Raw genomic sequence first — 21,564 nt, 5'->3', positions numbered from 1 at the left:
CACCCCCGCGGGTCGTCAGCCCTTGGTGGCGCCGGCGAGGAGGCCGCGGACGAAGAACCTCTGGAGGGAGAAGAACACGATGAGCGGCACGATGATCGAGATGAACGCGCCGGCCGTGAGCAGCTCCCACGATTGGCCGTAGGAGCCGGTGAGGTCCTGCAGCGCCTTCGTGATCGGCAGCCCCTGTCCGGAGGTGAAGACCGTCGCGACCAGCAGGTCGTTCCAGACCCAGAGGAACTGGAAGATGCCGAAGGAGGCGATGGCGGGGACCGAGAGCGGGAGCACGATGCGGAAGAAGATCTGGCCGTGTCCGGCGCCGTCCACTCGTGCCGCTTCGATGACCTCGCCGGGGATCTCGGAGATGAAGTTGTGGAGCATGAAGATCGCGAGCGGGAGCGCGAAGATCGTGTGCGCGATCCACACCTTCGCGTAGGAGCCGTCCAACCCGTTCACCCCGAGGCCGGGGAGGATGTAGAGCCCTCCGATGCGCAGGCCGTCCGAGAACAGCTGCAGCAGCGGCACGAGCGCCATCTGGATGGGGACGATCTGGAGCGAGAACACGAGGACGAAGAGCGTGTTGCGGCCCTTGAAGTCGATCCAGGCGAACGCGTAGGCGGCGAGGCTGGCGATCGTGATCGGGATCAGCGCCGCCGGCAGCGTGATGACCAGCGAGTTCACGAACGCCTTGCCCAGGGTCAGGCTGTCGCCCGAGTTGAGCGCGTTCGCGTAGTTGTCGAGGGTGAAGCCGGGGTTGGCGAAGATCGTCCACCAGCCGGTCGTCTTGATGTCGTTCGCGGGGCGGAACGACGAGATGAACAGGCCGAGGGTGGGGACGGTCCAGATGACGGCGATGATCAGCGCGGCGAGAGTGGCGCCGCGCGATGTCGTCGCCTTCTTGACCTTGCCGCTGGCCGCCTCGATCCTGGACTCGCCGCGGGCGAGCGCGCGCTCGGTGCTGCGGTCGACCGGAACCTGGATCGGAGTGGGCGTGACGCTCATCGGATCTCCCTCTGCTTGGCGAGCTGGCGGGCGTTGTAGACGACGATCGGGAGCACGAGCAGGAACAGGATGACCGCGAGGGCCGCGCTGTAGCCGCTGCGGGCGCCGAGCTGGAACTGGCGGACCATCTCGAACGCGAGGACCGTGGTGTCGGAGCGGCCACCGGTCATCGCCGAGACGATGTCGAAGACCTTCAGCGACGCGATCGAGATCGTCGTGAGGACGACCACGATCGAGGAGCGGATGCCGGGGACGGTGACGTTCCAGAAGGACTGCCACGCGCTGGTTCCGTCGAGCGAGGCCGCTTCGAGCTGCTCGGAGGGGACGCCCTTGATGGCGGCGGAGAGCACCGTCATGGCGAATCCGGCCTGGGTCCAGATGAGGACGACGACGAGGAACAGCGTGTTCCACGGCTCGAGTCCCAGCCAGTCGACCGGCGGGGCGCCGAAGGCGGTGAGGATGCCGTTGAGGAGGCCGATCTGCTCGCCCTGGCGCACGTCGTAGAAGAACTTGAAGATGATCGACGCGCCGACGAACGAGATCGCCATCGGCATGAAGACCAGCAGCTTGAAGAACTTCTCGCCGCGGCTCTTGTCGATGAAGACCGCGTAGGCGAGACCGATCGCGGTCGCCGTGATCGGGGCCAGGAGCACCCAGACCACCGTGTTGAGGAAGGCGGTGATGCCGTCGGGGCTGGTGAAGACCCAGACGAAGTTGTCGATGCCGGCGAATCCGGAGCCGTCGTTCTTCATGAACGCGTTGATGGCCGTCGTGATCGTCGGGTAGATCAGGCCGATGAGGATGAAGAAGGCGGCCGGTGCCATGAACGCGATGAGCTGGAGTCCGTAGCCCGCGCCTTTGCGGGACCGGAAGTCGAGCAGGAACAGCGCGCCGCCGATGACGGCGGCCACCACCGCGACCCAGAGGACGGAGTTGTAGAGGCCGAAGACCAGCAGGAGGACGACCGGCAGGACGACCGTCACCGCGAGCCGGAGGACCGTGTAGCCGGTGCCGCGGCGGGGCGCGATCTCGACGAAGAAGAGGATGAGCGCCACCACGGCCGCGAAGGCCAGGAGGATGAGCGGGATCTGCGCGAGCGGCGGGATTCCCGCCAGCCATTGGAAGAACCCCGAGATGGTGATGGGGGACATGGACGCCCTTTCGAGTGCGACTCTGGACTCAGGAGGGGCCCGGCCCCGGGATCCGTGGATCCGGGGGCCGGGCCGTCACAGCTGAGCCGCCACTCGGGAGCGGCGGCTCTGCTCCGCTGCTAGGAGGTGTAGCCGGCCTGGATCTCCTCGAGCGCCTGGTCGGTGCTCGTGCCGTCGATCCAGTCGACCATGCCCTTGAAGAAGCTGTCCGAGCCCACTGCCTTCGGCATGAGGTCGGACGCGTCGAAGCGGAACGTGGTGTCCGGGTTCTGGAGGATCGCGATGGAGTCCTTCAGGACGTCGCTGCCCGCGTTGGCCGGGTCGAGACCGGTGTTCGCGGAGATGACGCCGCCGAGGGAGACGCGGCTGTTGGCCCAGTCGGCGCTGGCCAGGTACTCCTGGACCTTCGCGGTGTCCTCGTCGTTCGAGAACGCGGCGACCATCTCGCCACCACCGGTGACGGCCTGGGCGTCGTCGGCCTTGACCGGCGGGGTGAGGAAGGCCCACACGTCGCCGTCCTCGGCCACGTTGGCGCCGGCCGAGGTCAGGAAGCCCTCGAAGAACGAGGCCTGGTGGGTCAGCGCGCAGGTGCCGTTCGCCATGTTCTGGGCGACGTCGCCGAAGGCGGTGGAGTTGATCGACTTCACATCGCCGTAGCCGGCGTTGACGAGGGTCGGGTCGAGGAGGATCGATCCGACGGAGTCGAACGCGGACTTGATGGCCGGGTCGGTGAAGGGGGTGTCGCCCGCGACCCAGGAGTCGTAGACGTCGGGGCCGGCCTCGCGGAGGACGGCGTCCTCGATCCAGTCGGTTCCGGGCCAGCCGGAGGCCTCACCGGAGTTGAAGCCCGCGCACCAGGACGGTCCGCCGGTCTTCTCGGCGATCGTCTTGCCGAGCGCCTCCATCTCGTCCCACGTCGTGGGAACGGAGACGCCCCACTCCGTGAACTTGGCTGGGGAGTACCAGATGTAGCCCTTGACGGACGCCATCAGCGGCGCGCCGTACTGGGTGCCGTCGACCTGGCCGTACTTCTGCCAGTCCTCGGACCAGTTCTGCTTGACGTTGGCGAGGGCGCCCTCGGGGAGCTCCTGCACCTTGCCGGAGGCGACGGTGTCGGCGAGCAGACCCGGCTGCGGGAAGATCGCGAGGTCGGGGGTGTCGCCACCCTGGACCTTGATGCCGATCTGCTTCTCGAACTCCTTGTCGCCCGTGTACTTGATCTCGATGCCGCTCTCCTTCTCCCAGTCCGCCCAGGACTGCTCGAGAAGGGTGGCCTCGTCGCCGTTGATGGTGCCGTAGACGTTGACGACGCCGTCGGCGGTGCCGACCGTGCCGGCCGAGCTGCCGCCGCCGGCGTTCGGGTCGTTGGGGTCACTGCTGCTGGAGCAGCCCGCGAGTGCGATGCCGGCCGCTGCCAGAACGGCGACCGGGACGGTGATACGGCGGTGCAGGGATGACCGCATTCTTCCTCCTCATTGAGTGGTGGAACCAGCCGAGCAGGCCGCTCCTCGCCGATCGGGATCGGGAGGCTGTGGCGGCTCGAAGCGTGTGCCGCGACGACTCGGATGCTGGTGATGGCGATGCCAGGAGGAACTCCGAGCGGATCACCGGATTCGTGTGGGTGGGCTCCCACGGAGGGAAACCTTTCCACAAGAACGATGAAAGCACAACGCCGGTGATAGAGCGCTCTCTGAGATAACGATTCGGCGTCAGAACAGCGATCGCGGCGGCCGGGCCGGGCGGAGGTCGATCTCGGCGCGACGCCCGGCCGCCGGGCGGGGTATAACTTCCTGGAACCGTTTCCAGCATCGAGGCCGGACGGTCGGGAGGAACGCCGTGCCAGGCATCGAAGAGGTGGCCGAGCTCGCAGGAGTGTCGAAGGCGACGGTCTCGCGCGCGCTCAGCGGCCGGGGCTACGTCTCCGCGGGGACGAAGCAGCGCGTCGAGCGCGCCGCGACGAGCCTGGGCTACGTCGTCTCCGCCAACGCCTCCAGCCTCGTCACCGGCCGCAGCAACAACATCGCCGTGATCATCCCGATCATCAACCAGTGGTTCTTCGCCGGGATCATCGAGGGCATCGAGCGCGCCCTGCTCGCCGCCGGCTACGACCTGCTCCTCTACAACATCGACAAGCACCTCGACGCCCGCCGGAGCGTGTTCGAGTACTACCTCGTCCGCAAGCGCGTCGACGCGATCGTCGCCGTCACCCTCGAGATATCGCCGCACGAGACGGAGGCGCTCCTCGCCCTGGGCAAGCCCATCGTCGGCATCGGCGGCGAGCTCCCCGGCATCCCCACCTTCAGCATCGACGACGTCGCCGCCTCCCGCCTCGCCACGGAGCACCTGCTCTCCCTCGGCCATGAGCGGGTCGTCCACATCGGCGGGCTCGCGGAGGAGGAGATGGACTTCCACGTCCACACGCAGCGCCGCGACGGCTTCCGCCAGGCGCTCGCCGCCGCCGGCCTCGAGCCGGGCGCGCAGGACATCGTGCCCACCACCTTCGACATCCCCGGCGGGCACAGCGCCGGACGGCAGGTCCTCGGCGACCCGCGGACCCGGCCGACGGCGATCTTCGCCGCCTCCGACGAGATCGCGATCGGGATCATCCTCGCGGCGCGCGAGCTCGGCCTCTCGGTGCCCGAGGACGTCTCCGTCATCGGGATCGACGACCACCCCCTCGCCGAGCTCTTCGGTCTCAGCTCGATCCGCCAGGACCCGCGTCAGCAGGGCGAGCTCGCGGTCGCGCTGGTGCTGGACGCGCTGGCCGCCCTCGGTCGCGGCGAGCCCCCTCCCCCGGCCCGCCACACGCTGATCCCCGCCTCGCTGGTGATCCGCACCAGCACCTCGGCGCCGCGGGGAGCGAGAATCGGAGCATGAGCGACTCCGACACCCCCACCGTCCGCGACGTCCCCGAGCGGTCCCGCTTCGTGATCGAGGTCGGCGGCACCCCGGCCGGCTTCGCCGCGTACACCCGCCAGGGCGACGAGGTGACGCTCACCCACACCGTCGTCGACGACGCGTGGGAGGGCCACGGCCTCGGGAGCATCCTCGCGCTGGCCGCGGTCACCGCGATCACGGAGGCGGGCGGCACGGTCGTCCCGCGCTGCCCCTTCGTCGCGGCCTGGCTGCGCAAGCACCCGGACGTCGACGCCCGGGTCCGCTGGCCCGAGGACTGACTCACTCCGGGGGCGTCCTGCTCCCGATCTCCTGGAGCGCCCAGGTGTTGCCGTCCGGATCGGCGAAGTACGCGTACTGCACGCCGCCCAGGTCCTGGACCTCGCTGATCTCGAGCGAGCGGCCGACGAGCTCCGCGCGAGCGGCGGCGATGTCGTCGACGACGAGGTGGAGGGAGCGGACGACGCCCTCCTCCGGACCGGGGCCCATCCCGCTGCCGACCACGATCGAGCAGGCCGAGCCGGGCGGGGTGAGCTGGACCACGCGCATCGCGGCGGAGGGCCGCACGTCGTGGTCGAGGTGGAAGCCCATCACCTCCGTGTAGAAGGCGACCGCGCGGTCGACGTCGCCGACGGGGAGGGGGACGAGCTCGAGTCGCATCTGCACGCGACCAGTGTGCCGCGCGGCGGAACCGTGCGGGAGGGGGTCAGTCGCGCGGGCCGACGACGAGGCGCTCGTGCATGATCTCGACGGCGCGCTCGAGGACGCGGCGGTCCTCCGGAGTCAGATCGGCGAAGATCGGCGTCAGCGCGTCGCCGAGGTCGGTCCGCCAGGCGTTCAGCGCGTCCGCGCCGGCGGGAGCCAGGCGGATCTGCCAGGCGCGCGCGTCGAGGGGATCGGCGATGCGGTCGAGCCAGCCGGTCTCGACGAGGTTCTTCACGATCTTGGTCATCGTGGGCTGCGAGACGCGGCTCTGGGAGGCGAGCTCCCCCAGGCGCATCGGGCCCATCGAGAGGAGCACCGAGAGCGTGCGCCAGACGGCCTGCGACTCCTGGTTGCCGGTCGCCTGGGCGGCGAGGCGGGTGATCCGGTGCGTCACCGAGACGAAGTCGCTCAGGAGCTCGCTGAGCGAGACCTCGCTGGGCGGGACGTCGCGGGCGGGGAGCCCGGCGAGCAGATCGTGAGCAGTCACGCTCCGATCCTAGGGGCGCGCGCCGCCAACGGCCGGGAACGACGAAGGGCGCCGCCTCCGAGGAGACGACGCCCTGCGTCTGCAGGCGTGCCTGCGGCACCCTGACGAGCGACCGACCGGAGCCGGCACCCGCGACGGGTGAAGGGGATTACTTGACGGTGACGGTCGCGCCGGCGCCCTCGAGCTGAGCCTTGGCCTTCTCGGCGGTCTCCTTGTTGACGGCCTCGAGGACCGCCTTGGGGGCACCGTCGACGAGCGCCTTCGCCTCACCGAGGCCGAGGCTGGTGAGGGCGCGCACCTCCTTGATGACCTGGATCTTCTTCTCGCCGGCGGCCTCGAGCACGACGTCGAACTCGGTCTGCTCCTCGACCTCTTCGGCGGGGGCGGCCGGGCCGGCCACACCGGCGGCGGCGACGGGCGCCGCAGCGGTGACCTCGAAGACCTCTTCGAACTTCTTGACGAACTCCGAGAGCTCGATGAGCGTGAGCTCCTTGAAGGCCTCGATGAGCTCGTCCTGCGTGAGCTTTGCCATGATTTTTCTCCTTGTTTTTCTTTGTCTACGAACCGCGCGCGCACTGCTTCCCGGAAGGGGAAGACGTCAGCTCGCGGACTCCTGCTTCTCGCGCAGCGCCTCGACCGTGCGAACGGCCTTCGAGAGCGGAGCGTTGAACAGATATGCGGCGCCGAACAGCGAGGCCTTGAAGGCGCCGGCGAGCTTGCCGAGCAGAACTTCGCGGGACTCGAGGTCGGCGAGCTTGCCCACCTCTTCTGCGGTCAGCGGGTTACCGTCGAAGTAACCGCCCTTGACCACGAGGAGAGGGTTTGCCTTGGCGAAGGCACGCAGCGACTTTGCGACGGCGACAGGGTCGCCGTGCACGAACGCGATGGCCGAGGGGCCAGCGAGCTCGTCGTCGAAGGACGAGATACCGGCGTTGTTCGCCGCGATCTTGGTCAGCGTGTTCTTCACCACGGCGTAGGTTGCGTGCTCACTGATGTCCTTGCGCAGCGTCTTGAGCTGAGCAACAGTGAGACCGCGGTACTCGGTCAGCAGAACGGCCGTCGAGCTCTGGAACTTCTCCGTGAGTTCGGCAACCGAGGCTTCCTTGTTCGCCATGGCTACTCCTGTGAATTCTCGTGCCGGTAGCCCGAAGGCAGGCAAAGAAAAAAGCTCCGGCACAGGGGCGCGGAGCTTCGGGATCGCGGTGAGGCGGAACTGAACTCGTGCACCTGCGCGGGCAATTCGCTTCGCGAATCCTTCGTCCGGTGGCGATCCGCGGGGCCGGGGCCCTGCTCGTGCGCACACCGGAAACCGGCGGTCTTTGGCTTCGGGAAGCGTACGTCATCGCGGCGCGCGGGCGCAAGTCGAGGAGGAGGGCCCGCTCGCGGGATGCTGGAGGCATGACCGGCCCGACCCCCGACTCCGCCCGCGACGTCGACTCCGCGATCGCCTCGGTGGAGGGCGAGCTCAGCACCCTCTTCAACCGCGTGCGGGCGGCGATGCGCTCCTACGCCGAGCGTCTCCACCCGGAGCTGACGCCGCTGGGCTACAAGACGATCTCGGCGCTCGAGCGCCGCGGACCCGTGCACTCGGGCGTGCTGGCCGAGCTCCTCGAGATGGACAAGTCGGCGCTCAGCCGCCAGATCACGGCGCTCGACCGCCTCGGCTTCCTCGAGCGCACCCCCGACCCGCAGGACGGCCGCGCCACGATCCTCTCGGTGACTCCGGCGACCGCCGCGCGGCTGCGCGAGATCCGCAGCTCGAACCAGGCGCTGATGCACGAGGAGCTGCGCAGCTGGGCGCTCGCCGACGTCGAGCTCTTCGCCTCTCTCCTGCACAGGATCAACGACCTTGACATCTGACGCTTAGCACCCCGTCCGTTCGGGGACAATCGCCGGACGCCGCCCGCTCGACTGCGTAGTTTCGGAGGCGATGGACCAGCACTCCTCCTCTCTCCTCCCCCACGACGTCGACGGCGCGGTCGGCTTCGCGCGCGGTCTGAGCGCCGACGCGCCCCGGCCCGGCACCGGTCGCACCGCCGAGCTGCACGGTCTCCTCGAGCGCCTGGCTCGGCACGACCTCGGCGTCGCGCGCGCGGTGGAGCCGCACCTCGACGCTCTCGCGATCCTCGGCGAGGCGGAGCTCGACCCGTCCGGACTCGGAGTCGCCGCCGACGCCGCCTGGGGGGTCTTCGCGGCCGAGGGCGGCGGGGATCCTCTGGTCGCGCGCGAGAGCGACGGCGACTGGCTGCTCGACGGAGTGAAGCCCTGGTGCTCGCTGGCTGACCGCCTCGACGCCGCCCTCGTCACCGCCCACGTCGGCGACGCCTCCGGCGAGCGCCGCCTCTTCGCCGTGGCGCTGCGCGACGGGTCGGCGACGCCGGAGCAGGACGCCTGGCACGCGCGGGGCCTGACGGAGGTGCCCAGCGGACCGGTCCGCTTCTCCGGCACCCGCGCCGTCCCCGTGGGCGACGCCGGCTGGTACCTCTCGCGGCCCGGCTTCGCCTGGGGCGGCATCGGCGTCGCCGCCTGCTGGCACGGCGGAGCCCTCGGAGTCGCGGCGGCCGTCGCGGCAGCGGCAGCCCGACGCGAGGACCCGCACCTCCTGGCCCACCTCGGAGCGATCGACACGGCGCTCTCCGCGTCGCGCCGGGCGCTGGACGAGGCCGCCGCGGCGGTCGACGCGGGCGAGGCCGACGGCCCCCGCGGCTCACTGCTCGCCAAGCGCGTGCGGGCGAGCGTCGCCGGAGCGGTCGAGGAGATCCTGCTCCGCGCCGGCCGCGCGCTCGGCCCGGCTCCGCTCGCCCTCGACGCCGAGCACGCCAAGCGCGTCGCCGACCTCGCGCTCTACGTCCGCCAGCACCACGCCGAGCGCGACGACGCCGCTCTCGGCCGCGCCGTGCTCGCCTCGGGCGAGGCGGCCTCCTGGTGAGCCGGCCCTTCGACGGGCGCCTCGAAGGCACTCCTCTCGAGCGCTGGACCGCGGACGGCCGCCGCGACCGCCTCCCGGAGCTGACCCTGCCCGACGGGATCCGGCGCGTCCTGGTCGTCGTCGCGCACGCCGATGACGAGACCCTCGGCTGCGGCGGCACCATCGCGCTCGCGCGCCGGCGCGGGATCGCGGTCGACGTCGTCGTCGTGACCGACGGAGCCGCGGCCCACGGGGAGCGGAACGCCGACCTCGCCGCCGAGCGCCGGCGGGAGGCCTCGGACGCCCTGGTTGAGCTCGGCCCCGGCATCGGTCTCGCCTTCCTCGACGTGCCGGACTCGGCGACCCCGGAGCACCACGAGCGCATCGCACGCGAGGTGCGCGAGCGGGCGGCCGGCGCCCCCGGGACCGTCCTGCTCCTCTCCACCTGGACCGGGGACGGGCACCGGGACCACCGCGTGGTCGGCGAGATCTGCGCGGAGGTCGCGCGCGAGCTCGGGCAGCCGCTGCTCGCCGCGCCGATCTGGCTGTGGCACTGGGCGGTCCCGGAGGACCCCGAGGTGCCGTGGGGCGACCTCGTGCGCCTGCCGCTCGACGACGAGCTGCTCGAGCGCACCCGCCGTGCCCGCTCCCGCTATCCCAGCCAGACCCGCCCCGGGCCCGACGGGACCGGTCCGGTGCTCCATCCGCTCTTCCTGCGCACCTTCACCGGGGACGACCGGCTGGTGAGGATCGCATGAGCTACTTCGACGAGCTGTACGCCCGCCACGAGGACCCGTGGGGGTACACGAGCCGCTGGTACGAGCAGCGCAAGCGCGCCCTGACCCTCGCGAGCCTGCCGGAGCAGCGCTACGGCTCCGTGCTGGAGATCGGCGCCTCGATCGGCGTGCTGGCCGAGGCGCTGGCCGACCGGGCCGACCGCCTGCTGGCGATCGACGTGTCGAGCGCCGCCGTCGAGCGCGCCGCCCGCCGCCTCGCTCCGCTCGAGCACGTGCGGGTCGAGCACCACGACATCACCCGCGGCGTGCCGGAGGGTCCGTTCGACCTGGTCGTGCTCTCGGAGGTCGGCTACTACCTCGGCGACGCCCTCCCCGGCGTGCTGCGCACCATCCGCGACGCCCTCGCCCCCGCGGGGGAGCTCGTCACCGTGCACTGGCGGCATCCGATCGAGGGGCTCGCTCTGGACGGCGACGCCGTGCAGTCCGCCGTGGCGGAGCTGGGCCTGCACCGCCTCGCCCGCCACGAGGAGGAGGACGTCCTGCTCGAGGTCCACGCCCGCGACTCCCGCTCGGTCGCCCGCCGGACGGGGCTGGTGTGAGCCGGCTCGCGCAGGTGCTGGTCGTCGTCCCGGCCCTCGACGAGGAGGAGCGGATCGGCGGCCTGATCGCCTCCGTCCGGGCGAGCGCGACCCACCTCGCCCATCGGGCGCCCGGAATCGGGATGCGCCTCGTGGTCGCCGCGGACGGCTGCTCCGACGCGACCGTCGAGCGGGCCCGTGCCGCCGGCGCCGAGGTGCTGGAGCTCGCCCGCTGCGGAGTCGGCGCCGCCCGCTCCGCCGGGATCGCGCACGCCCTCTCCTCCGTCGCTGCTCCGCTCGAGCAGGTGTGGATCGCCAACACCGACGCCGACACCGTGGTCCCCCGCGACTGGCTGGCCGCCCACGTCGAGCACTCCCGACGGCACGACGCGCTGCTCGGCACGGTCCGGCCCGACCCGGCCGACCTCTCCCCCGGCGCCTACTCGCGCTGGCGAGACGTCCGCGCGCGGGAGGAGTCGATTGGCAGCATCCACGGCGCGAACCTCGGCGTCCGCGCGAGCGCATACCTCGCGGCGGGCGGCTTCGGCCGGGAGCCGCTGCACGAGGACGTCCTGCTCGTCGAGCGGCTGCGCGCGAGCGGCGCCCGGGTCGGAGCGACGGACCGCGGCGAGGTGGTCACCTCCGGCCGCCGCGACAACCGGGTCGAGGGCGGCTACGGCCACTACCTCCACGCTCGCTTCCCGTCCGAGACGTCTCCGGCCTGCGGCTGAATCGGGTACACGCGCACGCGGAACACGATGCGAGGGGTCCCTGTCAATGGTCGGGCCGCGGTTTGTCACGGATTGCGCAGGAGAGTCAAATGGGTGTCGAGCACGACCCGGTGCTCTCCGATGGAAGGGTCACCGCATGAATCCCCGCCTCGTCCTGCTGGCACTGGTCGCCTTCACCGCCTACGTGTTCGGCTCCCGCGCCGGCCGTGGCCGCTACGAAGAGCTGCGCCACCTCGCACTCGGCGTGTGGAACGACCCGGCCACGAAGAAGACCCGCAAGAAGCTCAAGAAGACCTCCAAGCGCGAGGCCAAGCATCTCACCGCCATCGCGAGCAAGGCCCGCGACAAGGTGCAGCGCCGCCTCCGCTGACCCCCGCTTCCACGACTCACCGGACACCGGCCCGCCGGTGTCTCCGCTCGCATCGGAACGGCCGATCGAGCACGAACTGAAGGAGAAACATCATGGGCATCATCAGCTGGATCATCCTCGGCCTCATCGCCGGGGCGCTCGCCAAGCTCATCCTCCCGGGCAAGCAGGGCGGCGGATGGATCATCACGATCGTCCTCGGCATCGTGGGCGCGCTGCTCGGCGGCTTCCTCAGCACGCTGTTCGGCATCCAGGACGCCGTCAACGGCATCAACATCGTGAGCATCATCGTCTCCGTCGTCGGTGCGATCGTCGTCCTCCTCATCTACGGCGCGATCGTCGGCCGCAAGTCCCGCGCGTAAGTCGCGCTCCCCGAAGGCCCCCGGCATCCGTGCCGGGGGCCTTCGGCGTTCCCGGAGCGGGCGCACCTCTGCTCAGGGGATCCGACTCCTCCTCCGCGGGGAAGCTGGATGTCCGCCGAGCGCGCAAGGGGTTGATGCTGAGAGCCGCAGGCGATGGACTGGAGGCACGACGGCGCGGCTCCACTGCGCCCTCGCCCCGACGAAAGGACGTACTCGCTCATGAGCGACGACACCGCAACGGTCCCCACGATCACCCTGAACAACGGCGTGGAGATCCCGCAGCTGGGCTTCGGCGTGTTCCAGATCGACCCGGCCGAGACCAAGGACGCGACCCTGGCGGCCCTCGAGGTCGGCTACCGCCACATCGACACCGCCGAGATGTACGGCAACGAGGCGGGCGTCGGCGAGGCCGTCCGCGCCTCCGGCCTCGACCGCTCCGAGGTCTTCGTGACCAGCAAGCTCAACAACGGCTTCCACGCCCGCGAGGACGCTCTCGCCGCGATCGACGTCACCCTCGGCGAGCTGCAGTTCGACTACGTCGACCTCTTCCTCATCCACTGGCCGCTCCCGAACGTGGGCGACTACCTGGAGACCTGGAAGGCGATGGAGGAGATCTACCGCAGCGGCAAGGCGAAGGCGATCGGCGTCTCCAACTTCCAGACCAACCACCTCAACCGGCTCCGCGCCGAGGCGACCATCGTCCCGGCCGTGAACCAGATCGAGGTGCACCCCTACCTCGTGCAGCAGGAGCTCCGCGCCTACGGCACCGAGCACGGCATCGCGACCGAGGCCTGGTCGCCGATCGCGCAGGGCCTCGTCCTCGACGACGACACCATCACCCGCATCGCGCGCAACGTCGACCGCAGCCCGGCGCAGGTCGTGCTCCGCTGGCACATCCAGCGCGGCGACATCGTCTTCCCGAAGTCGGTCACCCGCAAGCGCGTGGAGGAGAACTTCGCCCTCTTCGACTTCGAGCTCGACGACGAGGCGATGACCGACATCACGGCGCTCGACCGCGGCCACCGCACCGGCCCCGACCCCGACACCTTCAACTACATCCCGAGCTGATCCTCGGCTCCACGGAGCGCGCCCGGCCTGCAGTCGTCCTGCGGACCGGGCGCGCTCGTGCGTGGGGCGGCGAGCCGAGCCGCGCACGAACAGGGCGGGTCTCGAGACGCCGCGCTGCCGCTCCTCGACCGGCACGGTCACGGGCCGACCGCACCCCTGCTGATCGAGGAGCGGGCGCAGCCCGCGCATCGGGATCCACCCCACCGACGAACAGCGCGGATCCCGATGCGCCGGGCCCGCGGGTCAGCCCTGCTGCGAGTCGCGCCAGGAGTGCTCGGGGGCGTAGCCGAGGACCTCGCGGGCGTGGTCGATCGAGAGCAGGGTGCCGGTTGTCCCGAGGTCGCCGCGCAGCTCGACGCCGGGGAACACCTCGGCCACCAGCTCGGCGTTGGGGCGCGTCATCACGGTGTCGGCCGCGGCGATGATGAAGCGGTCGAACCCGGTCGTCTCGGCGAGCAGCGCCTTCTCGACCGCCTGCGCTCCGTCGCGTCCGTCGATGTAGCCCCAGAGGTTCCACTTGCGCAGCAGCGCGTCGGAGTCGAACGACGGGAACTCGGCGTAGTCGGCCTCGTCCATGACGTTCGAGAAGCGCAGGCCCGTGATCTTCAGGTCCGGGTGCCAGCGGCACAGCTCGATCGCCATCTGCTCCTCGAGGTGCTTGGTGAGCGAGTAGACCGACTCCGGGCGCGCCGGGTACTGCTCGTCGACCGGGATGTAGGGCGGCGGGACGTCGAAGGGCAGGCCCAGCACGGTCTCGCTGGAGGCGTAGACGACGTTGCGGATGCCGGCACGGATCGCTCCGTGGAACGCGTTGAACGTCGCGATCATGTTGTTGTGGAACGTGGCGACGTCGGGCACGAGGCCCGGCGCGGGGATCGCGGCGAGGTGCACGAGCGCGTCGATGCCCTCGTACTGGTCGTTCACCGACTGCAGCGCGTCCACGACCTGGCCGTAGTCGGCGATGTCGATGCGGACGAAGCCCGCGCCGCGGTCCCCCGCACGGTCCAGGTTGAAGACCTCGTGCCCGGAGGCGCGGAGGCGGGTGACGACGTGGCGGCCGAGCTTGCCGGATCCACCGGTGACTGCGATTCTCATGCTCGAACGCTAACGGGCCTGAGCGACGAGGGACGAGGGTTGCGGATCAGCTCCGGGCATGGAGCGAGATCGCGCCGCCGACCTCGGGCGTCGTCTCGTCGGCGACGAGCTCCGTCCAGCGGCGGAGCACGGCGGCGCCGGCCGCGTCGTTCACGGCTCCGTCGACGACGAGGACCGGGTAGGGCTTCTCGGGCACGCCCTCTGCGGGCCGCACGTCGACGTGGGCGACGTCGTAGGCGTGCTCGAACAGCCAGTCGGCCATCGCGTAGTCGCTCCGGGAGTCGCCGACCGTGCGCCAGCGCTGCGGGATCGCGCCGGTCGCTCCGAGCAGCTCCACGGCGCGCTGGGCGCCGAGGTCCTTGCCGAGCCGGTTCGACTCGATGTCGGTCGAGATGACGGTCGGGTCGATGCGGAAGTCGACCGTCCCCTCCTCGTTCGGGTACCGGATGCCGCGGCGCTCGACTCCGAGGCCCGCGGCGGTCATGATCTGCAGGGCGTCGGCGTCGAAGACGAGCTGGCGCTCGAGGTAGTCCTCGCTCGGCAGGTCGACCAGCTGCTCGGCCGAGACCATGGCGCGCTTGGTCTCGTCGAAGAAGACCAGGTCGTCGTAGTCGGAGCGGATCATCCGCTCGAGGTCGCGGGCCACCGGCTCGGGGATCGCGAGCGACTCGTCGACGATCGGCTCCGAGGTGCCGCGGTAGTCGACGGTGAACCAGACGGCGCCCTTCTCGCAGACGCAGACGATGCGGGCCTCGGCCGAGACGCCGCGCTCGAGGAGCGCGGGCAGGACCCGCTCGCGCAGGAACGCGTCGGAGCGGCCCGTGTTGAACACGATCGGGATGCCGGCGTTGGCCAGGGTGACGAGGTCGTCGGCGATCTCGGGGATCGAGATCGTGCGCGTGACGGGGCTCGCGATGGGCCCGTCGACGTCGAGGAGCAGGCCGAGCGGAGGGGGTGTGGAGGTCATCGTGTCCCATTCTGCCGTGCCGGGGCCGCTCGACGCCTCCGTGACCGCCTCCGCGCGGGCGGAGCGGTTCAGGAGGCGGGGACGACGAGGGTGCGCTGGGCGGTGGTGCCGTCGGGAGCGAGGACGGCGAGGGTGATCAGGGTCTCGGAGTCGCGGCAGTCGGCGGTGACGGCGGTGTAGCCGGACGCCGCGAGGTCGACGGGCTCGCCCGCGCTCGCGTCGGTGGTGCCGACGGCCAGGCGGGCGGTGGCGCCTCCGCTCGTCTCCCACGACAGGGCGAGCGGGACGGAGGCGGTGCGGTCGCCCTCGCAGTCGACGGAGGCGGGGGTGGAGGCGAAGGAGACGATCGCGGGAGGAGCGTCGGATCCGGTGCCCGGCTCGGTGCCGGACGGAGCGGCGGAGACCGTCGGTGCGGGGGCGGCGGCGCCGTCGGCCGCCTCCGCGGAGCCGGGAGCGGCGGACGTCGCCGGAGCGGTCCCGGACGGCGCCGAGGACGGGCCCGCGGACGCCGTGGCTGCGCCGGGCGCTCCCCCGCCGGCGGGCCGGACGAGCAGCACGATCGCGAGGACGACGGCGACGAGTCCGAGGGCGGCGAGGACGATCCCGGTGGTGCGGGCGGAGCGGGACGGCATCGGTCCTCCTGGGACCGGGCGGCGGGCGCCCGACCCCTCCCCGAAGGCGAAGGCTAGGCCTCCTGGTCCTCGCGGCGACGGCTGCGGGCGATCAGGAGCGAGCCGAGGCCGAGGGCGACAGCACCTCCCGAGAGCAGCAGCCAGGAGCCGGTCTCCACTCCGGTGGAGGGGAGGCCGCCGGGGCCGGTCGGTGCGGTGATCGGCGCGGCCGTGGCGGTCGGTCCGGCCGTCGGCACGACGGTGGGCTCCGGGGTCGGCGTGGGCTCCGGGGTCGACGTGGGCTCGGGGGTCGACGTGGGCTCGGGGCTCACGGTCGGCTCGGGCGTCGCGGTGGGCTCGGGCGTCGCCGTCGGCTCAGGCGTCGCCGTCGGCTCGGGAGTCGCGGTCGGCTCCGGCGAGCCGGTCGGCTCCGGCGTCGGCGTGGGCTCCGGGGTCCCCGGCAGCTCGACGGCGGCGCCCTCCGGCGCCACGACGAGCAGCGCCCGGGCGACGTCGCTGAACGCTCCGACCGGGTGGTTGCGGAACACCGGCGAGGTGCCGAAGAGGAAGCCCTCGGTGCCCGACTCCGTCGAGAACGAGACGGCCGAGGCCTGCCCGGCCGCGTCGCTCCGGGACTGACCCTCGGAGTCGACCCAGTGCCCGGCGACGAACGTGCCGTCCTCCGAGTAGCTCTGCTCGACCGCGACGGACGCGTCGAAGCCGGCGAACCACAGTGCCGGCGAGACGAACGCGGTGTCCTGCGGGTAGTCGCCGAGGACTCCGCCGGCGGGCGTCTCGACCGAGACGATGCCGTTGGAGCCGCTGGTGCCTGTCTGCGCGGTCAGCTCGGCCAGGCCGAAGTCGGACACGAAGGCCGCTCCTGCGCCGCCGCGGCCGACGACGTCGCCGCCCGCTGCGAGGAACTCCTCGACGACGGTGCGGCCCACGGCCTGCTCCGGGGTGAAGGAGAGGGCGCGTCCCACGTAGAGCACGTCGGCGCCCTCGAGGGTCGCGGTGCCCGCGGTGAGCGCGGCCGCGTCGACGGCGACCGCGTCGGCGAAGCCGAGCTTGGCCAGCGCGTCGCGGTCCTCGTTCGTGCCGGAGTAGGCGACGCGGAGGGCGTCGAGCGCCTTCCCGTCCTCGGCGCGCACGCGGTCGGCGGTGGTCGCCGTGAAGTCGACGCCGAAGGCGGCGGCGGCTCCCTCGGCGGCCGCGAGCCCGGCGGCGTCTGCACGGAGGGCGATCGTGCCGTCCTCGAACTGCTCGAGGGCGACGCCGTCGGCCAGCAGCGCGTTGACGGCCTGGTACTCCAGGACGCCGCGCGGCTCGAAGGCGAGGTAGTCGGCGCCTGCCGGGACGGAGCCGACCGGAGCCACGGCAGTCACCGGCTCCAGGCCGACGGCCGGGAGGGCGTCAATGGTGGAGCCGATCGCCTGCACGTCGGCGCCCCAGAGGAGCGAGAGGCTCCAGGCCGAGACGTCGTACATCTCGGGCACGCGGCTCGAGATGTCGCTGCCGTCGGCGAGGAGGACGTTGGCGAGGCCGCGGACCGACTGGTGCATGTCGACCAGGTAGGTGCCCGCGGGGTAGGAGACTCCTCCGACGCTCGTGGCGGCCGTGGTCCGCGACACCTCGACGCCGTGGGCGAGCAGCTGCGCGACGAGGGTCTCGGCGTCCGAGACGGAGCGCTGCGTGCCGTCGACGGGGATGACGTAGGCGCGCGGGTACTCGGTCGTGTAGACGTCGGTCTCGTCCCAGATCTCGGTCCACTCGGTCGGCACGCCCGCGGGCAGGTCGGCCGCGGAGACGTCGGCGGGGATCTCGACGGCGGGGGCGCCGGTGACGCCGCGCTCGAAGATGCTGACCTGGTTGCTCAGGAGTGCGTCGCGGTTGGCCTCGATGTAGTCGACGGAGGCGTCCATGACGATCCCGGCGACCTCGACGTCGATGTCCGCGTTGGCCTGGCCCTGGGCGATCTCCTCCGGAGTGCTGTTGGCCGTGCGGCCGAGCGGAAGCTCCACCGTGTTGGTGATCGCGCCTTGGAAGGCGACGTACTGCGGGGCGAAGATGGGGGGCCAGTCGTCCCAGCCCGCGCGGATGTCGCGGTAGGGGATGAGGATCTTCCCGGTGTTGTCCGTCGTGGCGCTGCCGTCCTCGGCGAGGTAGGTGTTGCCGGGCACGTCGGCCTCGACGACGCGGCGCTCGATCTCCAGCGCGGTCGCGTACGCGTGCGGGAGGAAGAGGTCGTACTCGTAGTTCTCGCCGTGCGGCGGACCGCAGGGCTCGACCTGGAGGATCCCGGTGTAGCCGTGGATGTCGATGAAGTACGTGGGCTGGAGCACGCTCGAGAGGTCGCGGATCACGGCCGCCTCGCTGGTGGCTCCGGTGATCATGTCGCGGTTCGGGTCGTAGCCCGCGGCGACGGCGCGCTGGCCGAGGGCGCGGCCGTCGGGGTTGTTGGTGACGGTGAAGTAGAGGCGGTTGCCCTCGAGCAGCGCCTCGGTCTCCGCGTCCTCGGCGGTGGCGACGCCCTCGATGTACTCGAGGATCGCGTCGCTGCCCTCCCACTCGTTGCCGTGGATGTTGCCGTTGAACCAGACCGGCACCTTGTAGCCGTCCATCAGCTCGGCGTCGGCGGCCGCGGCGGCGGGCTCGTACTTGAGCCGGTCGCGCCACTCGGCCTGCTGAGCCGTCTCGGCCTCGGTCTCGGGGGCGGTGACGGTGACCAGGTAGATGTCGCGGCCGAGGCCGGACTTCCCGACCACCTGGGTCGAGACCCGGTCGGAGCGGGCGGCGAGCGCGTTCAGCTGAGGCGCGATGGCGTCGTAGGGGGTGACTCCGCGCAGGAGCGAGGCGTCGGTCGGGTCGACGGGAACCTCGGTCAGCGGGGTCTGCTGCGGGTAGCTGGTCGGCACCGCGATCGGAGCGGACGGCGGACGCACGATGTCCACGCGGGTGTAGCCGGCGGGTGCTGCGGTCGTGGCGGTCGCCGGCGGGGCGACCAGGAGGCCGCCGGCGGCGAGCGCGAGCGCGGCGCATCCGGAGGCGAGGGCGGTTCGAGATCTCAAGCGGAGTTCTTCCCTTGTCGAGGCGTGACGGAACGGATCGGGCCCCCGTCGGCGTCTGGATCTCCGAATCGGATGTGAACCCTCTCAGGAAGATAGAGGCTCCATGTTTCCGTCACGTGTCGGCCGGGTCAGCTCCGCGAGATGCCTCTTCGGTACGCCTCGCCCGGCGACTCGAGTGCCCGAGTGGCATCCGGCGAGAGGAGGAAGGAGGGCCCGGTCAGAGGAAGAGGGAGAGGACGAGCGTGGCGCCGAGCGCGAGGACGGAGGCGAGGGAGACGCCGACGGTCACGGACTTGAGGGCGCCGCGGACCGACTGGCCGAGGAAGCTCTGCAGCAGCCAGAAGGTGTTCGAGGTGACGTGGATGCAGAACAGCGCGCCGGAGCCCGCAGCGAGCGCGATCAGCAGCGGGTCGAGGCCGAGTGTCGCGGCGACCGGCGCGACGACTCCGGCCGCCGTGATCGCCGAGAGGGTGACCGAGCCGACCGCGATGTGCAGCACGGCCGCCATCACCCAGACGAGCAGCAGCGGCGCGGTCGCCGAGGTCGAGAAGTAGCCCTTCAGGATCTCGCCGAGGTCGCCCTGCGCGATCACCGCGGCGAGCGCCCCGCCGACGCCGGTGAGCAGGAAGATCTGCCCGCCGTCCTGGAAGCCCTTGGCGACCGCCTTCTCCATCCGCGCGGTTCCCACGGTGGACCGGCCGACCACTCCGGTGCCGATCACGGCGAGGAGGAGCGCGATGACGGGGTTCCCGAGGAACTGCAGCACCGGCAGCTCGATCCCGGAGACGGTGAGCACCGCCTGCGCGGCGATGAGCAGGAGGGCGAGGAGCATGGGCGCGAAGAGGAGCAGGAGCGGGCGCTCGCGGGCGGGGTGGGCGTCCTGCGCCTCGGCGGGACCCGCCGCGTCCTCGACGGACGAGCCGGACGAGCCGCCCGATGCCGCTCCGACTCCGCTCGAGGACGCCCCGCCGCTCCCCCGCGCTCCGAACGACGGCAGCCGTCCGCCGTCCGCGGCGGGCGACGCCCCCACCGTCGCGAGCCCGGTCGTGTCGTCGCGCACGACCAGCTGCTCGTCGCGCGCCGGGTCCCAGAAGCCGAGGCGGAACGCGAGCGACATCAGCAGGATCGTGACCACGACCGTCGGCGCCACCACCGCGAATCCGCCGAGCATCATCACGCCCAGCGGCACTCCGAGCAGCCCCGCGAGCGCGACCGCGGCGAAGCCGGGCACCATCATCACGATGCCCGTCTCGAGCCCGACGGCGAAGGTCACGGCGACGATGCCGGTGCCCGCGCGCCCCAGCCGCGGCGCGATCCGGCGGGCGAGCGGGGCCGCGATCACGATCAGCGCGTCGACGAAGATCGTCTGCAGGTACGTGGCGAAGGAGAGGCCCAGCGCGTAGGGGATCCCGCGGCGGCCGAAGACGCGCAGCAGGCCCTCGACGAGCCGGACGACGGCGCCCATCTCGTTGAGCATCGCGCCGATGAGCACGCCCCAGCCGATCAGGAGGCCCGCCTCCATCATCACCTCGCCGAAGCCGGTGGTCATCGTGGAGACGGTGTCGACGGGGCCGAGCCCGGTGAGCAGGCCGATCGCGGCGGCTCCGACGGCCAGCGCCAGCACCGGGTTGAACCGGAAGCGCACGATCGCGACGACGACCACGACGATCACGAGGGCGACGACGCCCAGGGTGTACCACTCGGGCATGACGTCCTCCTCCGCCCGCGACTGCGCGTGCCGTCACACCCTAGGGGACCGCCGCGCACCCCCTCGCCCCCGCCGGGCACGGGGCCCTAGCGTGGACGCATGGCACTGACGCTCCCCGAGCCCCGACTCCCCTCCCTCCTCGACTCCCCCGTCCTGCGCTGGGGGGTGATCGCGCCCGGCTCGATCGCAGGCTCGTTCGTCGAGGCGCTGCAGAAGCACACCCGGCAGCGCGTGGTCTCGGTGGGCTCCCGCTCGCTGGAGCGCGCGGAGCGGTTCGCGAGCCGGTTCGGGATCGAGCGGGCCTCGGCCGGCTACGAGGCCGTGGTCGAGGATCCGGAGGTCGACGTGGTCTACATCGCGTCGCCGCACTCGGAGCACGCCCGGCAGGCGCTGCTCGCCATCGCCGCGGGCAAGCACATCCTGGTCGAGAAGCCGTTCGCGCCGACCCCGGGCGAGGCCGAGATGATCGTGCACGCCGCGCGCGACGCCGGAGTGTTCGCGATGGAGGCGATGTGGATGCGCTACCTGCCGCACATGGACGTCGTGCGGCAGCTGCTCGCCGACGGGGCGGTCGGCGCGCCCGCCGTCGTCTCGGCCGACTTCGGCGCCGCCTTCGACTTCGACCCCTCCAGCCGCATCTTCGACCCGGCGCTCGCGGGCGGCGGCCTGCTGGACGTCGGCGTCTACGCCTCCTCCTTCGTCTCGATGGTGGCGGGCACCCCGCAGAGCACCGTCGTCGCCGGCAGCATGACCTCGACCGGCGTCGACGCGACCGCGACGATCGTCGGCAGCCACGCGCACGGGGTGCAGTCGGTGGCCACCTCGACCGTGCTGGCCGACACCCGCCACGCGGCGAGCGTCGCGGGGCGGGCGGGGCGGATCGACGTGCACCCGTCGTTCTGGACGCCGGGCGGCGTGACGCTCACCCGCGGCTCCGAGAGCGGATCGTGGATCGACGAGACGCCGCTCCAGGGCGGCGAGGGCCTCGCCTGGGAGGCGCTGCACGTCGCGCAGTACGTGACGGAGGGGCGCACCGAGTCGCCGCTGCACCCGCTCGACGAGGTGGTCGCCGTGGTGCGGACCCTCGACGACGCGCGCCGCCGGCTGGGCGTCTCGGTGTAGGGCGG

Annotated in this window: 23 protein-coding genes; 11 read left to right on the top strand and 12 right to left on the bottom strand. The window is 71.7% G+C overall.

Features of this window, described 5'->3' with window-relative positions:
* Positions 1 to 15 precede the first annotated feature (15 nt).
* The 3 genes from C5C35_RS09075 to C5C35_RS09065 form a co-directional block, all read right to left on the bottom strand.
* Positions 16 to 999 carry a carbohydrate ABC transporter permease gene (locus tag C5C35_RS09075; RefSeq protein ID WP_104224339.1) on the bottom strand — a complete coding sequence of 328 codons (984 nt, stop codon included), beginning with the start codon at positions 997 to 999 and terminating at the stop codon, positions 16 to 18.
* On the bottom strand, positions 996 to 2,150 hold the full coding sequence (locus C5C35_RS09070; protein WP_181027270.1) for a carbohydrate ABC transporter permease: 1,155 nt from the start codon (positions 2,148 to 2,150) through the stop codon (positions 996 to 998). The genes C5C35_RS09075 and C5C35_RS09070 overlap by 4 nt, the downstream gene beginning before the upstream one ends.
* A 119-nt stretch (positions 2,151 to 2,269) precedes the next feature.
* Entirely contained in the window at positions 2,270 to 3,613 is a 1,344-nt protein-coding gene (locus C5C35_RS09065; RefSeq protein WP_104262983.1) for an ABC transporter substrate-binding protein, read from the bottom strand.
* 373 nt (positions 3,614 to 3,986) lie between these two features.
* On the opposite strand from C5C35_RS09065, the gene C5C35_RS09060 reads away from it, so the two are divergent.
* The gene (locus C5C35_RS09060; protein WP_104224337.1) at positions 3,987 to 5,027 is read left to right on the top strand and encodes a LacI family DNA-binding transcriptional regulator; all 1,041 of its coding nucleotides are present in this window, start codon (positions 3,987 to 3,989) and stop codon (positions 5,025 to 5,027) included.
* The gene (locus tag C5C35_RS09055; RefSeq protein ID WP_104262982.1) at positions 5,024 to 5,326 is read left to right on the top strand and encodes a GNAT family N-acetyltransferase; all 303 of its coding nucleotides are present in this window, start codon (positions 5,024 to 5,026) and stop codon (positions 5,324 to 5,326) included. Before C5C35_RS09060 ends, C5C35_RS09055 begins: the two co-directional genes overlap by 4 nt.
* Before the next feature lies 1 nt (position 5,327).
* On the opposite strand, the gene C5C35_RS09050 is transcribed toward C5C35_RS09055, so the two are convergent.
* The 4 genes from C5C35_RS09050 to rplJ all read right to left on the bottom strand — a co-directional run bounded on the left by C5C35_RS09050 (position 5,328) and on the right by rplJ (position 7,351).
* Positions 5,328 to 5,711 carry a VOC family protein gene (locus tag C5C35_RS09050; RefSeq protein WP_181027271.1) on the bottom strand — a complete coding sequence of 128 codons (384 nt, stop codon included), beginning with the start codon at positions 5,709 to 5,711 and terminating at the stop codon, positions 5,328 to 5,330.
* Positions 5,712 to 5,751: 40 nt separating this feature from the next.
* Positions 5,752 to 6,237: a MarR family winged helix-turn-helix transcriptional regulator gene (locus C5C35_RS09045; RefSeq protein WP_244229591.1), complete on the bottom strand. Its 486-nt coding sequence runs from the start codon at positions 6,235 to 6,237 to the stop codon at positions 5,752 to 5,754.
* A 148-nt stretch (positions 6,238 to 6,385) separates the two neighbouring features.
* The gene (gene rplL, locus C5C35_RS09040; protein ID WP_104224335.1) at positions 6,386 to 6,769 is read right to left on the bottom strand and encodes a 50S ribosomal protein L7/L12; all 384 of its coding nucleotides are present in this window, start codon (positions 6,767 to 6,769) and stop codon (positions 6,386 to 6,388) included.
* A 66-nt stretch (positions 6,770 to 6,835) separates the two neighbouring features.
* Entirely contained in the window at positions 6,836 to 7,351 is a 516-nt protein-coding gene (rplJ, locus tag C5C35_RS09035) for a 50S ribosomal protein L10 (RefSeq protein WP_055791018.1), read from the bottom strand.
* Positions 7,352 to 7,635: 284 nt separating this feature from the next.
* Between rplJ and C5C35_RS09030 the strand changes: the two genes are divergently transcribed.
* The 8 genes from C5C35_RS09030 (at position 7,636) to C5C35_RS08995 (ending at position 12,988) form a co-directional block, all read left to right on the top strand.
* Positions 7,636 to 8,097 carry a MarR family winged helix-turn-helix transcriptional regulator gene (locus C5C35_RS09030; RefSeq protein WP_104224334.1) on the top strand — a complete coding sequence of 154 codons (462 nt, stop codon included), beginning with the start codon at positions 7,636 to 7,638 and terminating at the stop codon, positions 8,095 to 8,097.
* A gap of 70 nt (positions 8,098 to 8,167) precedes the next feature.
* A complete protein-coding gene (locus C5C35_RS09025) occupies positions 8,168 to 9,166 on the top strand; it encodes an acyl-CoA/acyl-ACP dehydrogenase (protein WP_104262981.1) in 999 nt (332 codons plus the stop codon).
* Entirely contained in the window at positions 9,163 to 9,903 is a 741-nt protein-coding gene (locus C5C35_RS09020) for a PIG-L deacetylase family protein (protein ID WP_181127923.1), read from the top strand. The genes C5C35_RS09025 and C5C35_RS09020 overlap by 4 nt, the downstream gene beginning before the upstream one ends.
* The gene (locus tag C5C35_RS09015) at positions 9,900 to 10,481 is read left to right on the top strand and encodes a class I SAM-dependent methyltransferase (RefSeq protein WP_104234596.1); all 582 of its coding nucleotides are present in this window, start codon (positions 9,900 to 9,902) and stop codon (positions 10,479 to 10,481) included. Before C5C35_RS09020 ends, C5C35_RS09015 begins: the two co-directional genes overlap by 4 nt.
* Positions 10,478 to 11,191, top strand: a complete 714-nt coding sequence (locus C5C35_RS09010) for a glycosyltransferase family 2 protein (RefSeq protein WP_104234597.1) — start codon at positions 10,478 to 10,480, stop codon at positions 11,189 to 11,191. The genes C5C35_RS09015 and C5C35_RS09010 overlap by 4 nt, the downstream gene beginning before the upstream one ends.
* A gap of 136 nt (positions 11,192 to 11,327) precedes the next feature.
* Positions 11,328 to 11,561 (top strand): hypothetical protein, encoded by a 234-nt coding sequence (locus C5C35_RS09005; RefSeq protein ID WP_104262979.1) that lies wholly within the window; start codon positions 11,328 to 11,330, stop codon positions 11,559 to 11,561.
* A 92-nt stretch (positions 11,562 to 11,653) separates the two neighbouring features.
* Entirely contained in the window at positions 11,654 to 11,920 is a 267-nt protein-coding gene (locus C5C35_RS09000; protein WP_104224330.1) for a GlsB/YeaQ/YmgE family stress response membrane protein, read from the top strand.
* Positions 11,921 to 12,139: 219 nt separating this feature from the next.
* Positions 12,140 to 12,988: an aldo/keto reductase gene (locus tag C5C35_RS08995; RefSeq protein ID WP_104248244.1), complete on the top strand. Its 849-nt coding sequence runs from the start codon at positions 12,140 to 12,142 to the stop codon at positions 12,986 to 12,988.
* 243 nt (positions 12,989 to 13,231) lie between these two features.
* Here the strand turns inward: C5C35_RS08995 and C5C35_RS08990 are convergent, their stop codons facing one another.
* The 5 genes from C5C35_RS08990 to C5C35_RS08970 all read right to left on the bottom strand — a co-directional run bounded on the left by C5C35_RS08990 (position 13,232) and on the right by C5C35_RS08970 (position 20,437).
* On the bottom strand, positions 13,232 to 14,083 hold the full coding sequence (locus tag C5C35_RS08990; protein ID WP_104227477.1) for an NAD(P)-dependent oxidoreductase: 852 nt from the start codon (positions 14,081 to 14,083) through the stop codon (positions 13,232 to 13,234).
* A gap of 46 nt (positions 14,084 to 14,129) precedes the next feature.
* Entirely contained in the window at positions 14,130 to 15,050 is a 921-nt protein-coding gene (locus tag C5C35_RS08985) for a hypothetical protein (RefSeq protein ID WP_104234599.1), read from the bottom strand.
* Positions 15,051 to 15,118: 68 nt separating this feature from the next.
* Positions 15,119 to 15,682 (bottom strand): hypothetical protein, encoded by a 564-nt coding sequence (locus tag C5C35_RS08980; protein ID WP_104261657.1) that lies wholly within the window; start codon positions 15,680 to 15,682, stop codon positions 15,119 to 15,121.
* Positions 15,683 to 15,735: 53 nt separating this feature from the next.
* Complete coding sequence (locus C5C35_RS08975) at positions 15,736 to 18,729, bottom strand: M14 family metallopeptidase (RefSeq protein WP_104262978.1); 2,994 nt, start codon at positions 18,727 to 18,729, stop codon at positions 15,736 to 15,738.
* Between the two features lie 217 nt (positions 18,730 to 18,946).
* The gene (locus C5C35_RS08970) at positions 18,947 to 20,437 is read right to left on the bottom strand and encodes a GntP family permease (RefSeq protein ID WP_104262977.1); all 1,491 of its coding nucleotides are present in this window, start codon (positions 20,435 to 20,437) and stop codon (positions 18,947 to 18,949) included.
* A gap of 99 nt (positions 20,438 to 20,536) precedes the next feature.
* Between C5C35_RS08970 and C5C35_RS08965 the strand changes: the two genes are divergently transcribed.
* On the top strand, positions 20,537 to 21,559 hold the full coding sequence (locus C5C35_RS08965; protein ID WP_104223651.1) for a Gfo/Idh/MocA family protein: 1,023 nt from the start codon (positions 20,537 to 20,539) through the stop codon (positions 21,557 to 21,559).
* Positions 21,560 to 21,564 lie beyond the last annotated feature (5 nt).

Source organism: Rathayibacter sp. AY1F8, assembly GCF_002932165.1.
Lineage (GTDB): Bacteria > Actinomycetota > Actinomycetes > Actinomycetales > Microbacteriaceae > Rathayibacter.
The sequence above is the reverse complement of the archived record's forward strand: the minus strand, read 5'-3'. Positions and strand labels throughout refer to the sequence as shown.